The 14946-nt window shown below is 66.8% G+C and carries 13 protein-coding genes; 5 read left to right on the plus strand and 8 right to left on the minus strand.

The genetic code is table 11. The features are described 5' to 3' along the window. Window positions 1-189: 189 nt before the first annotated feature. Both NN4_RS00935 and NN4_RS00940 read right to left on the minus strand, forming a co-directional pair. Window positions 190-1965: a GMC family oxidoreductase N-terminal domain-containing protein gene (locus NN4_RS00935; RefSeq protein ID WP_147128008.1), complete on the minus strand. Its 1776-nt coding sequence runs from the start codon at window positions 1963-1965 to the stop codon at window positions 190-192. Further along, window positions 1958-2839 (minus strand): hypothetical protein, encoded by an 882-nt coding sequence (locus NN4_RS00940; protein ID WP_147128009.1) that lies wholly within the window; start codon window positions 2837-2839, stop codon window positions 1958-1960. Before NN4_RS00940 ends, NN4_RS00935 begins: the two co-directional genes overlap by 8 nt. A 564-nt stretch (window positions 2840-3403) precedes the next feature. Here NN4_RS00940 and NN4_RS00945 point away from each other — a divergent pair. The 3 genes from NN4_RS00945 to NN4_RS00955 are packed head-to-tail and all read left to right on the plus strand — an operon-like array spanning window position 3404 to window position 6765. Next, on the plus strand, window positions 3404-4048 hold the full coding sequence (locus NN4_RS00945) for a TetR/AcrR family transcriptional regulator (protein WP_246180632.1): 645 nt from the start codon (window positions 3404-3406) through the stop codon (window positions 4046-4048). Window positions 4049-4095: 47 nt separating this feature from the next. Continuing rightward, on the plus strand, window positions 4096-4947 hold the full coding sequence (locus NN4_RS00950; protein ID WP_135231046.1) for a 3-hydroxyacyl-CoA dehydrogenase: 852 nt from the start codon (window positions 4096-4098) through the stop codon (window positions 4945-4947). Window positions 4948-4995: 48 nt separating this feature from the next. After that, complete coding sequence (locus NN4_RS00955) at window positions 4996-6765, plus strand: oleate hydratase (RefSeq protein ID WP_147128010.1); 1770 nt, start codon at window positions 4996-4998, stop codon at window positions 6763-6765. Here the strand turns inward: NN4_RS00955 and NN4_RS47160 are convergent. Continuing rightward, window positions 6725-7111: an efflux permease Rv1217c-related protein gene (locus NN4_RS47160; protein ID WP_503826336.1), complete on the minus strand. Its 387-nt coding sequence runs from the start codon at window positions 7109-7111 to the stop codon at window positions 6725-6727. The two genes, NN4_RS00955 and NN4_RS47160, sit on opposite strands and share 41 nt — an antisense overlap. Window positions 7112-7219: 108 nt before the next feature. Then, window positions 7220-8068 carry a helix-turn-helix transcriptional regulator gene (locus NN4_RS00965; RefSeq protein ID WP_147128011.1) on the minus strand — a complete coding sequence of 283 codons (849 nt, stop codon included), beginning with the start codon at window positions 8066-8068 and terminating at the stop codon, window positions 7220-7222. A gap of 100 nt (window positions 8069-8168) precedes the next feature. Here NN4_RS00965 and NN4_RS00970 point away from each other — a divergent pair, with 100 nt between their 5' ends. Beyond that, complete coding sequence (locus NN4_RS00970; RefSeq protein ID WP_147128012.1) at window positions 8169-8888, plus strand: SDR family oxidoreductase; 720 nt, start codon at window positions 8169-8171, stop codon at window positions 8886-8888. A 95-nt stretch (window positions 8889-8983) separates the two neighbouring features. Here NN4_RS00970 and fabG read toward each other — a convergent pair whose 3' ends face one another. Both fabG and NN4_RS00980 read right to left on the minus strand, forming a co-directional pair. Then, the gene (gene fabG / locus NN4_RS00975) at window positions 8984-9736 is read right to left on the minus strand and encodes a 3-oxoacyl-ACP reductase FabG (RefSeq protein WP_147128013.1); all 753 of its coding nucleotides are present in this window, start codon (window positions 9734-9736) and stop codon (window positions 8984-8986) included. Window positions 9737-9852: 116 nt separating this feature from the next. Continuing rightward, a complete protein-coding gene (locus tag NN4_RS00980) occupies window positions 9853-10476 on the minus strand; it encodes an HAD family hydrolase (protein WP_186818189.1) in 624 nt (207 codons plus the stop codon). A gap of 824 nt (window positions 10477-11300) precedes the next feature. Between NN4_RS00980 and NN4_RS00985 the strand changes: the two genes are divergently transcribed. After that, window positions 11301-13508: a molybdopterin oxidoreductase family protein gene (locus NN4_RS00985; protein WP_147128014.1), complete on the plus strand. Its 2208-nt coding sequence runs from the start codon at window positions 11301-11303 to the stop codon at window positions 13506-13508. Here NN4_RS00985 and NN4_RS00990 read toward each other — a convergent pair. Both NN4_RS00990 and NN4_RS00995 read right to left on the minus strand, forming a co-directional pair. Then, window positions 13501-14127 carry a histidine phosphatase family protein gene (locus NN4_RS00990; protein ID WP_147128015.1) on the minus strand — a complete coding sequence of 209 codons (627 nt, stop codon included), beginning with the start codon at window positions 14125-14127 and terminating at the stop codon, window positions 13501-13503. The two genes, NN4_RS00985 and NN4_RS00990, sit on opposite strands and share 8 nt — an antisense overlap. 148 nt (window positions 14128-14275) lie before the next feature. Further along, the gene (locus tag NN4_RS00995) at window positions 14276-14662 is read right to left on the minus strand and encodes a hypothetical protein (RefSeq protein WP_147128016.1); all 387 of its coding nucleotides are present in this window, start codon (window positions 14660-14662) and stop codon (window positions 14276-14278) included. Between the last annotated feature and the right edge of the window lie 284 nt (window positions 14663-14946).

The following is a 14946-nucleotide window of genomic DNA, read 5'->3' on the forward strand; positions in this document are numbered from 1 at the left end:
CGGGAGGACTGCTGTGGTGCTGTCTCGGGATTCGCCTATGTACCCCGCCGGCCAGTACGCGGCCAGCAGCTGCGCCGGAGAGGAACATGATCAGCGGGACATGGTGGTGGCAAAGTGCGAGAACAGCCCGCCGTTGTGTCCCGTTGATCATGCAACCGCGCTACTGACGGGACATCGTGGCGATTTCGATTAGAGGCCTAGTTGGGCCAGGCGGGTGGTGATGCGGGGGTCGGTGGTGACGATGGGTGCTTCCTTGTCGACCCAGGGGTCGCCGCCGAAGTAGAGCTGGAACAGTTTTTCCGCGGTGCGGGTGGCGAGTGCTTGGGTGGACAGGGTGGGGTTGGGGCCGCCGAGGGAGTTGGGGAGGGCGGAGTTGTCGGCGATGAAGAGGCGTTTGACCCAGCGGGCTTCGGCGTTGGCGTCGAGGACCGAGTCCGCGGCCGAGGTGCCCATGCGCATCGAGGAGTGCACATGCAGAAGCAGTGGCGCCCAGTCCATTCGGTAGACCCGCTTGGCACCGGCGGCGCGCATGATCTCCGCGGCGCGCCACGCCATGAACTCACGGTTGGCGAGGGTTTGCGGTTTGCGTTGCCGGCGTGCGACGTCGATTTTGGCGGGTGCGCCGTTCTCGTCGGCGGGGAACAGCGACGGGGTGATCCGGTTGCCGGGTTCGACGTGGTCGTCGGTGATGACCAGGAAGTTCAGCAGGTGGTCGATGCCGCCGGCGAGCAGATCCAGGAGTTCGTTGCCGACCAGGCGGCCCGCGCGCCCGTCCCAGGGGCCGGTCGGGCCGCGGCCGTTGTCGTAGACCCCGCGAACTCCGCTGTCGGACAGGCACATCGAGAAGGCCTGGATGGCGGGGGTGAGGCCGACGTTCTCGATGCCGCCGTGGCCGGGGAATTCGATGCGGGCCGCGGAGTTGGCGCCTTTGGAGTTGCCGGTGTATTCGTCGAAGGCGCCGACGACCCAGTCGAGGAAATGGTCGGTGTGGCCGCGGCCCACCCAGTCGTTGGGGTTGGGCAGGCCGCTGTTGAACCACAGCCGTGGGCTCTCGGTCGCGCCGCCGGCCAGCACCACAGCCGTGGCGTCTTCGGTGAATTGTTCGCCGGTGGTGTTGTTGCGCCAGGTCACCCCGGTCGCCACCACTTCGTTGCCGTGTTGGTGGGAGTTGATCGCGGTGGCGAAGGAATCCGCGATCAGCTCGACCGGTTTGCCGCCGGGGCGGACCGCGTCCGCGGCGAGACCGAGCGGTATGTAGCTGTTGTCGGTGGAGCGTTTGGCGACCAGGTTGCGGGGCGCGTGGATCGGTTCGTAGCAGCCTTGGAAGCAGTGGCCGCAGAATGTGCAGCCAGTCGCGGCGGGGTAGGTGAGCAGATCGGCGCGGTCGGTGCGGCCGGCGTTGCCGCCTGGCTGGAGGATCGCGTTCTGTTGTGGCCGGAAGGCGATGCCGGTGGTGTTGCGTGAGGTTTGTACGGAGAGTCCGGCGTTTTCGCAGCCGCGGAAGGTGAGTGCTTCCTTGGTGCCCATGGCCGCGGTCTGCACCGGCAGGGTCGCCTCGACCCACTCCAGGTAGGGCACGAATTCGGCGTAGCTGAAGGGAAATTCGTGCTCGCGATCGTAGGCTGCGGCGTCCTGACCTGAATAGCCTTGGAAGACACCGGGATACGGGCGGGGGCAGTTGCCGAAATAGTGGGCGGTGGTGCCGCCGACTCCGGACAGTTGCCAGGCGTAGAGGTTCGACGCCCACTCCCGAAACCACCCCGGTTTCCGGCGATCCTGCGGGCCGAAGCGCAGGAAACCATCGTTGGGATTGTTGGCGTCGTTCTCCGCGTGCGACCACTGCGATCGGGGTGCGGCGTGGCGCGGACCGCCTTCCAGCAGCAGCACATCCAGTCCACGCCCGGCCAGCTCGGCGGCGATCACCGGGCCGCCGCCGCCCGCGCCGATCACGATGACATCACGCATCCGCCGGTACCTCCCTGCGCCCTTGGTAATAGCCGATCAGTTCGGGTTGGCCCTCGACCAGCCCGTCCGGGCGGTACCCGGTGATCTCCCACGACGGTGGCCGCGCGGTCACGGTGCGCGCGACCGGGTCGAACATCTCCATTTCGGAGTAGACGCTGAAGGCCGCGGCTTCGAGGATGAGCCCGCCCGCGAAGCGCAGGAATCCGGTGCCGGTGCCGCGCAACGGTCCGGGCAGTGCGCGGTCGACGATCGAGACCAGGGCAGGGATCGGGCGTTCGAGCAGTTCGAGGACACGGCATTTGTCGTGCAGGCTCAGCCGGGAGAACGGGGATCCCAGCGGGCCGACCAGGGTGGCGGGTGCGACAAGCAGTGCACCGAAGTTCAGCGCCAGCGTCAGCAGAACCGACAGCGGCAGCACCCGATCGGAGTAGCGGTAGCCCAGCGCCTGATCGATACGCCAACCTTGCTCTGGAGTGACACCGAGCAGTTGGGGTGCCGGTATGCCGAGCTCGTCCAAGGCTTGGGCGAAACCCAGGGCCAGCGGTCTGGTCAGCTGATCGCCTGCGGCCAAATAGTTGTCGAACAGGTCGCGCATGAACTCACCGCCCCCGGCCTCGATCGGACCCGGCCCGGGCCGCGGCGTGCCCTGCATCCGCGACCATTCGTCCGGTCCGGGGAACACCATCACGCAAACCCCACGCAGGGTATCGAGCACCACGGCGTCGACGGCGGCGAACGGGCTCGCACGCGCCACCGGGGATGCGATGGCGCCAAGCGCCAGTGCGCCCGCGCCCGTGCAGGCCATGAACCAGGCCATCCGCGTGAGGAAGTCCCGGCGATCGACACCCGCGAGAGCACGATCCTCGTTCGACATCGCGACCCCCTGTGCTCGGAGTCCGGAATGGCCTTGTTTCACGGTATCGGCGTCGCGGCGGCCGGCTGGGCGGACTGCGCGATAATCGTCGCATTGCACAACCCCGGTCGGCCTCCAATTGTGAACGGCCCCAAGGGATCTAGTATGCGCGCTGGGTATTCGGGTGGCGGGCCGCACCCGAAAACACTGGCGAAACCCCGCGCGGCACGGCAATTCACGCATGCCGCACCGACGCAGCAGTAGCCCTCCGAATGGGCGGCATACGTCTACGCCGTTTCACCGACAGGATCGCCGTGGTGACGGTGCGGCACAGGGCATCGGTGCGGTCACCGCGCTGCGGACCGGGCGGTTGATGCGGGGCGTCCTACTGTGCGCCGCCGATTGCACCGCAGTGACGATGCGCCGGGGACAACCCCACTCGCCCAAGGTGCGCGATTTCCTTACGCGGGCCGAGCGGTGATCGGTGGATGAGTGGGTACCTCGGCAGGAGTCCAGGGGTTGACCGCTGGATAACTAGGAGTACGCTCAGAAATGAGTCCACTCATTATTGGAGGTGTTGCGGTGATGACCACGCCGGAAGCGGCAGCCACCGGCCGCCGGGTGCGCAACATGCGCGACAAGCAGTCGCGCATTTTCGAGGCCGCGGCCGCGTTGTTCGCCGAGCGTGGTTTCGACAGTGTCACCACTCAGCAGATCTCCGATCGCGCGGACGTGGCGGCGGGCACGTTGTTCCGGTACGCGTCGTCCAAGGGCGAACTGCTGCTGATGGTCTACAACGAGGAGTTCCGCACAGCACTCGAGCTGGGCGAACAGGAGTCGCGCACGGAAGGCGATCCGGTGCGGGCGGTGCTGGCCATGGTGCGCCCGATTCTGGAAGCCGCGGACCGCCGCGTGGAGAACACGGTGGTGTATCAGCGCGAGTTGCTCTTCGGTGGACCCACCGAGCAGTACCGCGCCGAGGGCCTGGCCTTGGTCGCCCGGCTGGAGACGATGATCGCCGAACGGCTCACCGCGGGTGTGACAGCTCGCGAGACCGAGGCGAAAGGTCTGTTCGCCCGTGCATTGCTGGCGGGACGCAGCGTATTCGCTGTGCTGCATCTCATCCTGGCCCGGCCGTCGACCGGCGCGCATCCCGGCCGCGACGCGACCGGTGACCTGCATGACCAGATAGCCCAGATCGTGGCGGGTTACTTCGCCTCGATCGACTGAGTGGACGTCGAGGGGCGAACCTCGCCTCCGGCAGGAAGGAGAACACCATGAGCATCCGTAAGGTGACCGTTCTCGGTACCGGGGTCCTCGGTTCGCAGATCGCATTCCAGACCGCGTTCAGCGGATTCGAGGTCACGGCCTACGACATCAACGACGACGCGCTCAAGGCGGCCAACGAGCGCTTCGCCAAGCTGGTGTCGATCTACCGCGACGAGGTCGACGGCGCCGGTGACGGCAAAGCCGAAAAGGCCGCGGACTCCATCGTTCTGACCGCTGATCTGGCCGAGGCCGTCAAGGACGCCGACCTGGTCATCGAGGCGGTGCCCGAGGTGGTGAAGATCAAGCAGGAGACCTACCAGAAGCTCAGCGAATTGGCCCCGCACCGGACCATTTTCGCCACCAACTCCTCCACCTTGCTGCCCAGCGACCTCAAGGAGTCCACCGGGCGTCCTGACCGGTTCCTCGCACTGCATTTCGCCAACGACGTGTGGCGCTACAACACCGCCGAGGTGATGGGCACCAAGGACACCGATCCGGAGGTGTTCCGTGCGGTCGCCGAGTTCGCCGAGGCGATCGGCATGGTGCCGATCGAGTTGCACAAGGAGAAGGCCGGTTACGTGGTCAACTCGCTGCTGGTGCCGCTGTTGAACTCCGCGATGGCGCTGAGCGCGGGCGGCTATGCCGATCCCGAAGCAGTCGACAAGACCTGGCGTATCGCCACCGGCGCCCCGTTCGGCCCGTTCCAGATGATCGACGTCATCGGCCTCAACACCCCGTACAACATCCTGGTCAACAGCGACGACGACGGCAAGAAGCTCGCGGCGTGGCTCAAGGACAACTACATCGACAAGGGCAAGCTCGGCAAGTCCAGCGGTGAGGGCTTCTACAAGTACTCGTAAACGCTTGCGCAGCAAGTAATTCCGAACCATTTTCAGGAGAGGGGTCACATGTACTACAGCAGCGGCAACTACGAGGCCTTTGCCCGACCGCGCAAGCCCGAGGGTGTGCAGGACAAGACGGCGTGGTTCGTCGGAGCGGGGCTGGCCTCGCTGTCGGGTGCGGCGTTCCTCATCCGGGACGGTCAGATGTCGGGTGACAAGATCACCGTGTTCGAGCGGTTGAAGCTGCCCGGTGGCGCGCTCGACGGCATCAAGGAACCGAAGAAGGGTTTCGTGATCCGCGGTGGCCGCGAGATGGAGAACCATTTCGAATGCCTGTGGGATCTGTTCCGGTCGGTGCCCTCGATGGAGATCGACGGGGCCAGCGTCCTGGACGAGTTCTATTGGCTGAACAAGGACGACCCCAACTCCTCGCTGCAGCGCGCCACCGAGAAGCGCGGCCAGGACGCGCACACCGACGGCTTGTTCACGCTGAGCAACAAGGCGCAGAAGGACATGATCAAGGTGTTCCTCGCCGCGCCGGAGGAGATGGAGAACAAGCGCATCGACGAGGTCTTCGGCGAGGACTTCCTGCAGAGCAACTTCTGGCTGTACTGGCGCACGATGTTCGCCTTCGAGGAGTGGCACAGCGCGCTGGAGATGAAGTTGTATCTGCATCGCTTCATCCACCACATCGGTGGTCTGCCCGATTTCTCGGCGTTGAAGTTCACCAAATACAACCAGTACGAGTCGCTGGTGTTGCCGCTGTATCGGTGGCTGCTCGATCAGGGCGTGACGTTCCGGTTCGATACCGAGATCACCGACATCGACTTCCATCTGACCCGGGAACGCAAGCAGGCCACCAAGATCCACTGGGTCTCGGAGGGCGCCGAGGGCAGTGTCGAGCTGGGCGAGAACGATCTGCTGTTCACCACGATCGGCTCGCTCACCGAGAACTCCAACGACGGCGATCACCACACGCCGGCCAAGCTGCTCGACGGTCCGGCGCCGGCGTGGGATCTGTGGCGGCGGATCGCGGCCAAGGACCCCTCGTTCGGGCACCCCGATGTGTTCGGTGGGCATATTCCGGAGACCAAATGGGAGTCGGCGACGGTCACCACGCTCGATGAGCGCATCCCCGGGTATATCCAGAAGATCTGTAAGCGTGATCCGTTCAGCGGGAAGGTCGTCACCGGCGGCATCGTCACGGTGAAGGACTCGAGCTGGTTGATGAGCTGGACGGTGAACCGGCAGCCGCATTTCAAGCAGCAGCCCAAGGATCAGATCGTGGTCTGGGTCTACTCGCTGTTCGTTGATGTGCCCGGCGATTACGTCAAGAAGCCGATGAGCGCATGCACCGGCGAGGAAATCACCCAGGAATGGCTCTATCACATGGGTGTGCCGGAAGCCGAAATCGGTGAGCTGGCCGCGAATTCGGCCAAATGTGTGCCGGTGATGATGCCGTACGTGACGGCGTTCTTCATGCCGCGCCAGGCCGGTGACCGTCCGGACGTGGTGCCGCAGGGTTCGGTGAACTTCGCGTTCATCGGCCAGTTCGCCGAGTCGACCCGCGATTGCATCTTCACCACCGAATACTCGGTGCGCACCGCGATGGAGGCGTCCTATCAGCTGCTCGGTATCGAGCGCGGCGTGCCGGAGGTCTACAACTCGACCTACGACGTGCGCAAACTGCTGGCCGCGACGAGCCGACTACGCGACGGGGACGAGCTGCACATCCCCGGGCCGGACGTGCTGCGCAAGAAGTTGATGAAGAAGCTGGAGTCGACCGAGATCGGAGTCATGCTCGAGGAGTATGGGCTGGTCGCGGACAAGAAGTAGTTTCGGCGGTTCGGGAGGCTCGGTCCAGTGGGCCGGGCCTCCTTTTGCTTGGGCTGCACGACGGGCCGCCTGAGTCAGGGAGGTCAACGCCACCGTCACGCTGGCTGGGGCGGCCTCTCGATCGGTGCGGTTGGGATGGGCTGGCTTGCAATAGGTTCCACTCGCGCCCTGCCGTCGGGCTTGAGCAGGCCGCTGTTGAACCACAGCGATTGGCTTTCGGTCGCGCCGCGGGCCGGCACCCGATCAGCAGGCCGTACAGGGTGAAGCCGATCGTCCACGCCAGCAGCGTGCCCCGTTGCAGGCGCCACGCGATCCCGCCTGCCCCGGACAGCGCGGGGGCCGCCACCGGTGCGCCGGGACGATCGGCCGGGCGGGCGTCTTCGGTGAAATGATCGGCTCAGCGCTGGTGCTGGCGGGTCCTCATCGCCCCAGGTGTGCACCGGCCGCCCGGCGCTCAGGTGTGGTCGGTGAATTGCTGGGTGCCGGTGATGCGGAGCAGGTCCAGGGCGGAGGCGGCGGGGGTGTCGGGGGCGGCGGAGTAGACGACGACGGTTTGGTCGGCGTCGGGGACGAGCAGGGTGTCGCATTCCAGGACCAGGGTGCCGAGTTCGGGGTGGTCGATGGTTTTGGTGGCGCTGCGCCACTGGACCGAGGGGCGTTCGTGCCAGAGTTGTTCGAATTCGCTGCTGTGGGTGCGCAGTTCGGTGATCAGGCGGTCGAGGTCTGGGTCGTCGGGGTAGCGGGCCTTGGCGCTGCGCAGGGTGCCGACACCGTAGGCGCCGACCGAGTGCAGTTCCTCGGGGGTGAAGCGGACGCGTCCGGGTTCGGTGCCGAGGAAGCATTCCCGGATGATGTTGCGGCGGGCGGGCGGCACGGCGGAGAAGTCGCCCAGGAGCGCGGCGGCCATCGGATTCCAGGCCAGCACATCACCTTTGGCCGACATGACCAGTGTCGGCAGGTCCACCATCCGGTCCAGGAGGCGCAGGACGCTCGGTCGTACGACCTGGGCGATCCGGCCGGCCTGCGGTGGTGCGGATCCGGCGAGGCGGAACAGCAGGTCGCGGTCGTTGTCGTCGAGTCGCAGGGCCCGGGACAGGGCGGTGAGCACGGCGGTCGAGGGGTGTGGCCCGCGGCCTTGTTCGAGGCGGACCACGTAGTCGACGCTGACGCCGGCGAGTTGGGCGACCTCTTCGCGGCGCAGTCCGGGCACCTGGCGGCGCGTGCCCGCGGGCAGGCCGACGTCGCGCGGCTGTATCCGGGTGCGGGCCTGACGCAGCAGCGCCGCGAGTTCGGAGCGGTCCATCCCTCGATCATTCCGCAGCGGGCACAGCACGGGGTGGTACCGCTGGTCCCAGGACAATGCGGCCCTGGTGAGGTGGGGTGTGGGCGTTGAGGCTGAGTGCATGAACGCAACGACAACGGCTCTGGTGACCGGAGCGAACAAGGGGCTGGGTCGCGAGACCGTCCGCAGGCTCGGCGAATTGGGCTGGCAGGTGTTTCTGGGTGCGCGCGATGCCGAGCGCGGTAAGCGGGCGGCGGTCGAGCTCGCCGAGGCGGGGTTGAACGTCGAATTCGTGCCGCTCGATGTCACCTCGACGGCGTCGATCGCATCAGCGGTGGAGGCGGTGGGTGCGCGGACGACGGCGTTGGATGTGCTGATCAACAACGCGGGTATTTCCGGTGCGTTCCATGCTCCGGAGGACACACGGGCCGAGGATTTCCGTGCGGTCTTCGAGACCAACGTGTTCGCACCCGTCGAGGTGACCCACGCGTTCCTGCCGTTGCTGCGGGCGGCGCGGCAGCCGCGCATCGTGATGGTGTCGAGCGGGATGGGTTCGCTGACCATCACCTCCGATCCGGCCCGGCTCGAATCGACCCTGCTGAATTTGCCCTACACCTCGTCCAAGTCGGCGCTGAACATGATCACCTCGCAGTACGCGCGAGCACTACCGGGGATGCGGGTCAACGCCGCCGATCCCGGTTACACCGCAACCGATTTCAACGGACATGCCGGGCATCAGACGCTCACCGAAGGTACCGACGCCATCGTCACGCTGGCCACCCTCGAACCCGAGGGACCCACCGGCGGTTACTTCGACCGGCACGGTCCGATCCCGTGGTGAACCGCGCCCTCATGTCCCGGTCGAACCGCGCGATGCTGCCGAACGGGTCATGGGGGCGCCATTGTGCGAGTGGCGCGGCCCTCAGGTCCCGTTGGTCAGCGCGCTCCGCCGTTGACGTAGAGGGTTTGGCCGCTGACGTAGGAGGCTTCGTCGCTGGCGAGGAAGGCGATGACGGCGGCGACTTCCTCGGGCTGGCCGACGCGGCCGAGGGGGGTGCGTTCGGCGACCGATTGCTGGTGGTCTTCGGGGGTCATGCCGACCCGGTCGGCGGTGGCGGCGGTCATCGCGGTGGCGATGTAGCCGGGGGCGACGGCGTTGACGTTGATGTTGTAGGGGCCGAGTTCCAGGGCGAGGGTGGCGGTGAGGCCTTGGATGCCTGCTTTGGCGGCGGCGTAGTTGGCCTGGCCGCGGTTGCCCAGGGCCGAGCGGCTCGACAGCGACACGATCTTGCCGTAGCGCTGGGCGACCATATACTTCTGCGCGACCTGGGTGCAGTGGTAGACGCCGGTCAGGTTGACCGCGAGCACGGCGTTCCAGTCGTCCTCGGCGAGGCGGAAGAACAGGTCGTCGCGGGTGATGCCCGCGTTGTTCACCAGGATGTGCGGGTCGCCGAGGTCGGTGGCGATCCGGTCGAACACCGACTGCACGGAGTCGCGGTCGGTGACGTCGCAGACGTAGCCGCGTGCGGTGCCGCCCGCACGGGCGATCTGTTCGAGGGTGTCGTCGGGGGTGTTGCGGTCGAGTACCGCGACAGCGGCGCCCTCGACGGCCAGCCGCAGCGCGGTGGCCGCGCCGATGCCCTGTGCCGCACCCGTCACCACGGCGATCCTGTCGGTGAAACGGTCCATGGGTTCGTTGCTCCTCTCGGAATGCGCACCGGGGGTGGGCGACTGGTGTGCAGGCTAGCGACCGGGAAACCGACGGTGCAAGCGTCCGGAATACCCTGCGCGCCACGCTGCTTCGGCTAGCCCGCGTCGGCGACCGGACCGAGTTCCTCGGCGAGCCACTGCGGGAATTCGGTGAGGTCGGTGAGGATCACGTCCGCCCCCGCAGCACGCAGTTCCGCGGCGTCGCACGGGCCGGTGGGGACGCCGACAGCGAGAACGCCCGCCGCCTGCGCGCCGCGCATGTCGCCGATGTGGTCGCCGACGAAAATACTCGCGCGCTGCTGCGTCAGCACCGAGGCTTTGCCCGCAGACCACAGGTCGCCGGCGAGATGGTCGATCCGCCAGCCGAGTTCGTCGATGTGCAACTGGGCCAAGGGTTCATGCTTGCCGGTGACGACGAGCACCCGCCCGCCGCGAGCCGCGATCGCGTCCAGTGCGGCGTCGGCGCCGGGCATCGCGGGGATGCTGGACACGATGCTGGGATACAGCTCCCGGTAGCGAGTGACCAGCGCGGGAACCAGCTCCTCCGGCGCGCCCACCTCGACGAGCAGCGTGGCCAGCGGAGGTCCGAGCCGGTCGGCGAAATCGGTGCCGCGGATCGGGAGGTCGAACTCCGCCGCGAGGGTGTCGATCGCCCGGCTGACGCCCGGTCGCGAGTCGATCAGCGTCATATCCAGGTCGAAGCCCACCGTCCACGTCACTACCCGACCCTATCGGCCGGGGTGACGGGTGCGGCGGGGACCTCTCATCCTGTTCCCGCAGAGCCGCACCTCACGGCCCGGCTTTCGGGCGTGGCGGGAGACCGGATCGGCTCCGGTTCCCCGTGTCCGAGGAATACATCAACAGCCGGACGGCCTACGACATGGGCACCGTCGACCTCGAGGCGAAACGCACCGACGAGGAACCTCACTGCTGATTCGGGTGGGGGAGCAGACCTCCGGCCGGTCTGAGTGTTCGGCGCTCCCGAGCGCTCAGGCCGACCACGTTGCCCCGCCGCGCATGGGTTCGCGGCCAGGCTGATTCACGTGGAACCCCTGGTGCAGACGATGAATTATCAAGCGCGCCAAGGTGGTTCGGATCGGCGCAATGCATTGCGTGCATGTCTGCATCGCGCGCAACATGAGCGCCGAATGGACCTGCGACGGTGCGTTTTCCGGACGGACCGTCAGCGAGCAGTCCCGCGCACGCGCCTACACGGCCGCAGATGTAGTCGTGCAGGCTCCGCCGAAGCGGGTCCGCGCAACACCGACCGCGTCACGACACTGACGACGATGCCGCTGCCATGTGCCACTCGCTTCCGCATGCCGCGAGGCTGACCGTGGCGACTGACCGCAACCCACCGGCTGGGCTGCCGAGGCCCCCGCGGACAGACGGCGAGGGCAGCGCTCCCCACACCGACGAAGACAACATCGACGCCGATTCCCGTGGCGCGTTCACGCCAGCCCGATGCACCCCCGCGAACATAGTGGTACCTACGGTTTGCTTGGTAGCCTGTGGCAAGCGAACCGGCAGAAGGCGAAACGCTATGAGTGCTACGACCATCGCCCGGCAGTGCACGCTGTGCGAGGCACACTGCGGAATCCTGGTCACCGTCGAGGGCCCGCAGGTGACGCGGATCGAGGGCAATCCGGCGGACGTGCTGTCGCAGGGGTACATCTGCCCGAAGGCCACGGCGATGGGCGGGCTGCACCACGATCCGGATCGGTTGCGCACGCCGGTGCGCCGGGTCGGTGACCGGTTCGAGCCGATCGGCTGGGATGAGGCGTTCCGTGAGATCGGGCAGCGGTTGCGGGCGGTGCGCAGCACGTATGGGCCGAGCGCGATCGGCATGTACCTGGGAAATCCGGCGGCACACAGCTCATCGGTAATCTATGGGGCGTTACTGCGTACGGTGCTGCTCACCCGGAACTTCTTCTCGGCGTCGTCGATCGATCAGTTCCCGCAGGAGTTCGTGGCGTGGCGGATGTTCGGGTCGAATGTGCTGATGCCGGTCGTCGATATCGATCGCACCGACCGGCTGGTGATCCTCGGCGCGAATCCGGCGGTGTCGAACGGGTCGATCACCACCATGCCCAACGCCAAGCAGCGCATCAAGGACGTGCGGGGCCGCGGCGGGAAAGTCGTGGTCATCGATCCGCGGCGCACCGAGACCGCACGGCTGGCCGATCAGCATGTCGCCGTGAGCCCGGGCGGTGATGTGTATCTGCTGCTGGCGATGCTGCACGTGTTGATCGCCGAAACCCTCTGTGACGAAGACGCGATCCGCGCGCAGTGCACCGGCTGGGAGCACCTGCGCACCCTGGTCGCCGCTGCGGCACCGGAGCAGATGGCGCCGCACGCCGGCGTCGACGCCGACACCATCCGGAGCCTCGCCCGTGAGCATGCCGCCGCGTCGTCGGCGGTGCTGTACGCGCGGATCGGAGTGTGCCAGCAGGTGACCGGCACGCTCACCCACTGGCTGGTGAACACGATCAACGCGGTGACGGGGAACCTGGACCGGGTCGGTGGACAGATGTTCGCGACACCACCGATCGACGTGGCCCGGTTCGCGAAGTATCTGCCGATGGGTTACGGCGCGTGGACGGACCGTTCCGGCACCTACAAGTCGTTCCGCACCGAACTGCCGGTGGCGGTACTGGCGGACGAGATTCTCACCGAAGGTGACGGGCGGATCCGAGCCATGATCACCTACGCGGGCAACCCGGCACTGTCCACACCACAGCGCGGCAAGCTCGGCGAGGCCCTGGATTCGCTGGATTTCTATGTGGCCGTGGACATGTACGTGAACGAAACCACGCGACATGCCGACATCATCGTGCCGCCGATCTCCCCGCTCGAACGCGAGGACGTCAACATTCTGTTCCCGGTGTTCAGTGTGCGCAACAACCTGCGCTACGACGCCCGCGTCTTCGACCCACCCGCCGACGGACTCGAGGACTGGCAGATCCTGGCGCGACTGATCACCGAACTGGTTCCGATACCGGCTCGGCGCTTCACAACGCGCGCGCTCAACACGCTGTTCGAGCAGTTCAGTCCCGTGCGGTTGGCGACGGCCGGGGTGGCTGCCGGTCCGTACGGGGTGCTGCGACGCGGCCGCAAAGGGCTGTCGGTCGCCAAGGCGCGTGCCTCCGCCGGTGGTATCGACCTGGGGCCGTTGCGCCCCCGATTGCGTGCGCTGCTCGGGACGAAGGACCGCACGGTGCACCTGGCGCCGGAGGATTTCCTCGCCGCCGCGCGCACCGTGGTCGACGACGCCCGTACCGGGAACGCGATCACCACGCCGGCCGACGGCTACGACCTCAAGTTGATCGGCCGCAGGCACTTGCGCAGCAACAACTCCTGGCTGCACAACGTCCCGGCCATGGTGAAGGGACGGGACCGCTGCACCGCGCTCATGCATTCCACCGACGCCGCCGCCCGCGGGCTCACCGATGGTGAACCCGTCACGGTGACCTCACCGATCGGTGCGATCGTGGTGCCCCTGGAAGTGAGCGACGACATCCGCGCGGGCACCATCGCCATCCCGCACGGGTGGGGTCACCAAGAGCCCGGTGTCGGCTGGTCGGTGGCCGCGGCGTTGCCCGGCGCGAACGTCAACCTGCTGCACGACCCGTCACTCACCGACACCTTCTCCGGCAACGCCGCGGTCAACAACACCTGGGTGACGGTCACCCGCACGGTCGCCGAACCCGTGCTGGACGAGAACATTACGACAGCGGTGCCGGCTAGCTGAGGTGCCGGGTGTCGCCGAGCCGGACGACCTGACGGTTGTGGAAGTAGTCGTCCTCCCGGAGTTCGGTGATGCTGCCCGCCGGACCGTTGAATCGTGCGTAAGCGAGTGATTCGATCGGCAGCTTCGTCCACGCCGCCACCGCGAAGGTGATCGCGCCGCCGTGCGTCACAACGATCTGATGTGCGCAGTCGCTCGACAGGATCGCGTCCATCGCCGCATAGACCCGTGCACCGAACGCATACATGGTCTCCGACCCTGCAATGCCCTCATCGTGCCGCAGCCGCTCGCCGACGGCAGGCGGGGCGACGAACCGCTGCCGCAACCATTCCTGCGTTTTGCCTTCGGCCGCACCGTACGACTTCTCCCGCAACCGCGCATCGAGCACCGGCCGGACGCGCAACTGCTCGCCGATGACCTCGGCTGTCTGCGCGGCCCGTTGCAGATCCGAGGAGTACACCTCGATCGCGTCCTGCTCGGGGATGGCACTGCGCAGTGCCGCCGCGATCGTCGTCGCGGCACGCAACCCTGCCGGGGTGAGTGGTGCGTCGTACCAGCCGCCGACAAGCCCATCGACGTGATGAGTCGACTCCGGATGCGCGACGACATATAAGGTCCGCATCAAGATGTTCCTTCCATGCGCCGCAATGAGACCGGCGCATCATTCATGAGGTTGGCGGTCTTCGCAAGCGAGCAGGTCTACAGAGCGGGCATCGACTGCGCAGTAACGTGCGGTACGCGGCGACACAGGTTAGGACTGTGATCAGCGGTCACGCCGACACCACGGTAACCCGATACCCGAGGCGGATCTCGCGCCCGACGTGCGCGGCCCCACTCAGATACAACCAGCGATCGGTACCGCCACGCGGGTCCGGCAGATACGCGGCCTGAACATGCTCGACACCGAACGGGAAGTTACCCGAGGTGGAGGTGGCGATGCCGGTCATCAGGTGGGCTTCGGCCAACAGTTGCGGTTCGGTGGCGGTCACGGGCAGCGGTGTCGCGGTGGGGATGAAGAAACCGAACTGCTCGGGTGGAGCGCCGGAACCCTGCACGAGCATGCCGGTCACGAACAGACGCGCGATCCCGCTGTGCACCAAGCATTCCGGAGTCAACTGCAACGGTGGAGTCGGTCGCAATTCGAGTTGGAACGCCATGCGCCGAACTTTACGGTCACCGCTCACCGCTGTCCCCGCGACAATCGGTGACTGCCCGAACGTTGCGCGACTGCTCCCGGACCGTCGCACACCCGAGCACCACGCGTGTCCTATGCGCTGCAGCAAATACACAGCCCATCGCAGCGTGCCCCCGGCATGAACGAACCCACGGCGGTTGAGGGCCTGTGCTAATCGGTAACGCCGGGCTGCTGCCGCGCCCCGCTGATTTCCAGAAACCCGACGCCTATTCGATCGCTGCTTCCTCGAACCGCCGCAGCGCATCT

This window comes from Nocardia ninae NBRC 108245, assembly GCF_007990755.1.
Lineage (GTDB): Bacteria > Actinomycetota > Actinomycetes > Mycobacteriales > Mycobacteriaceae > Nocardia > Nocardia ninae.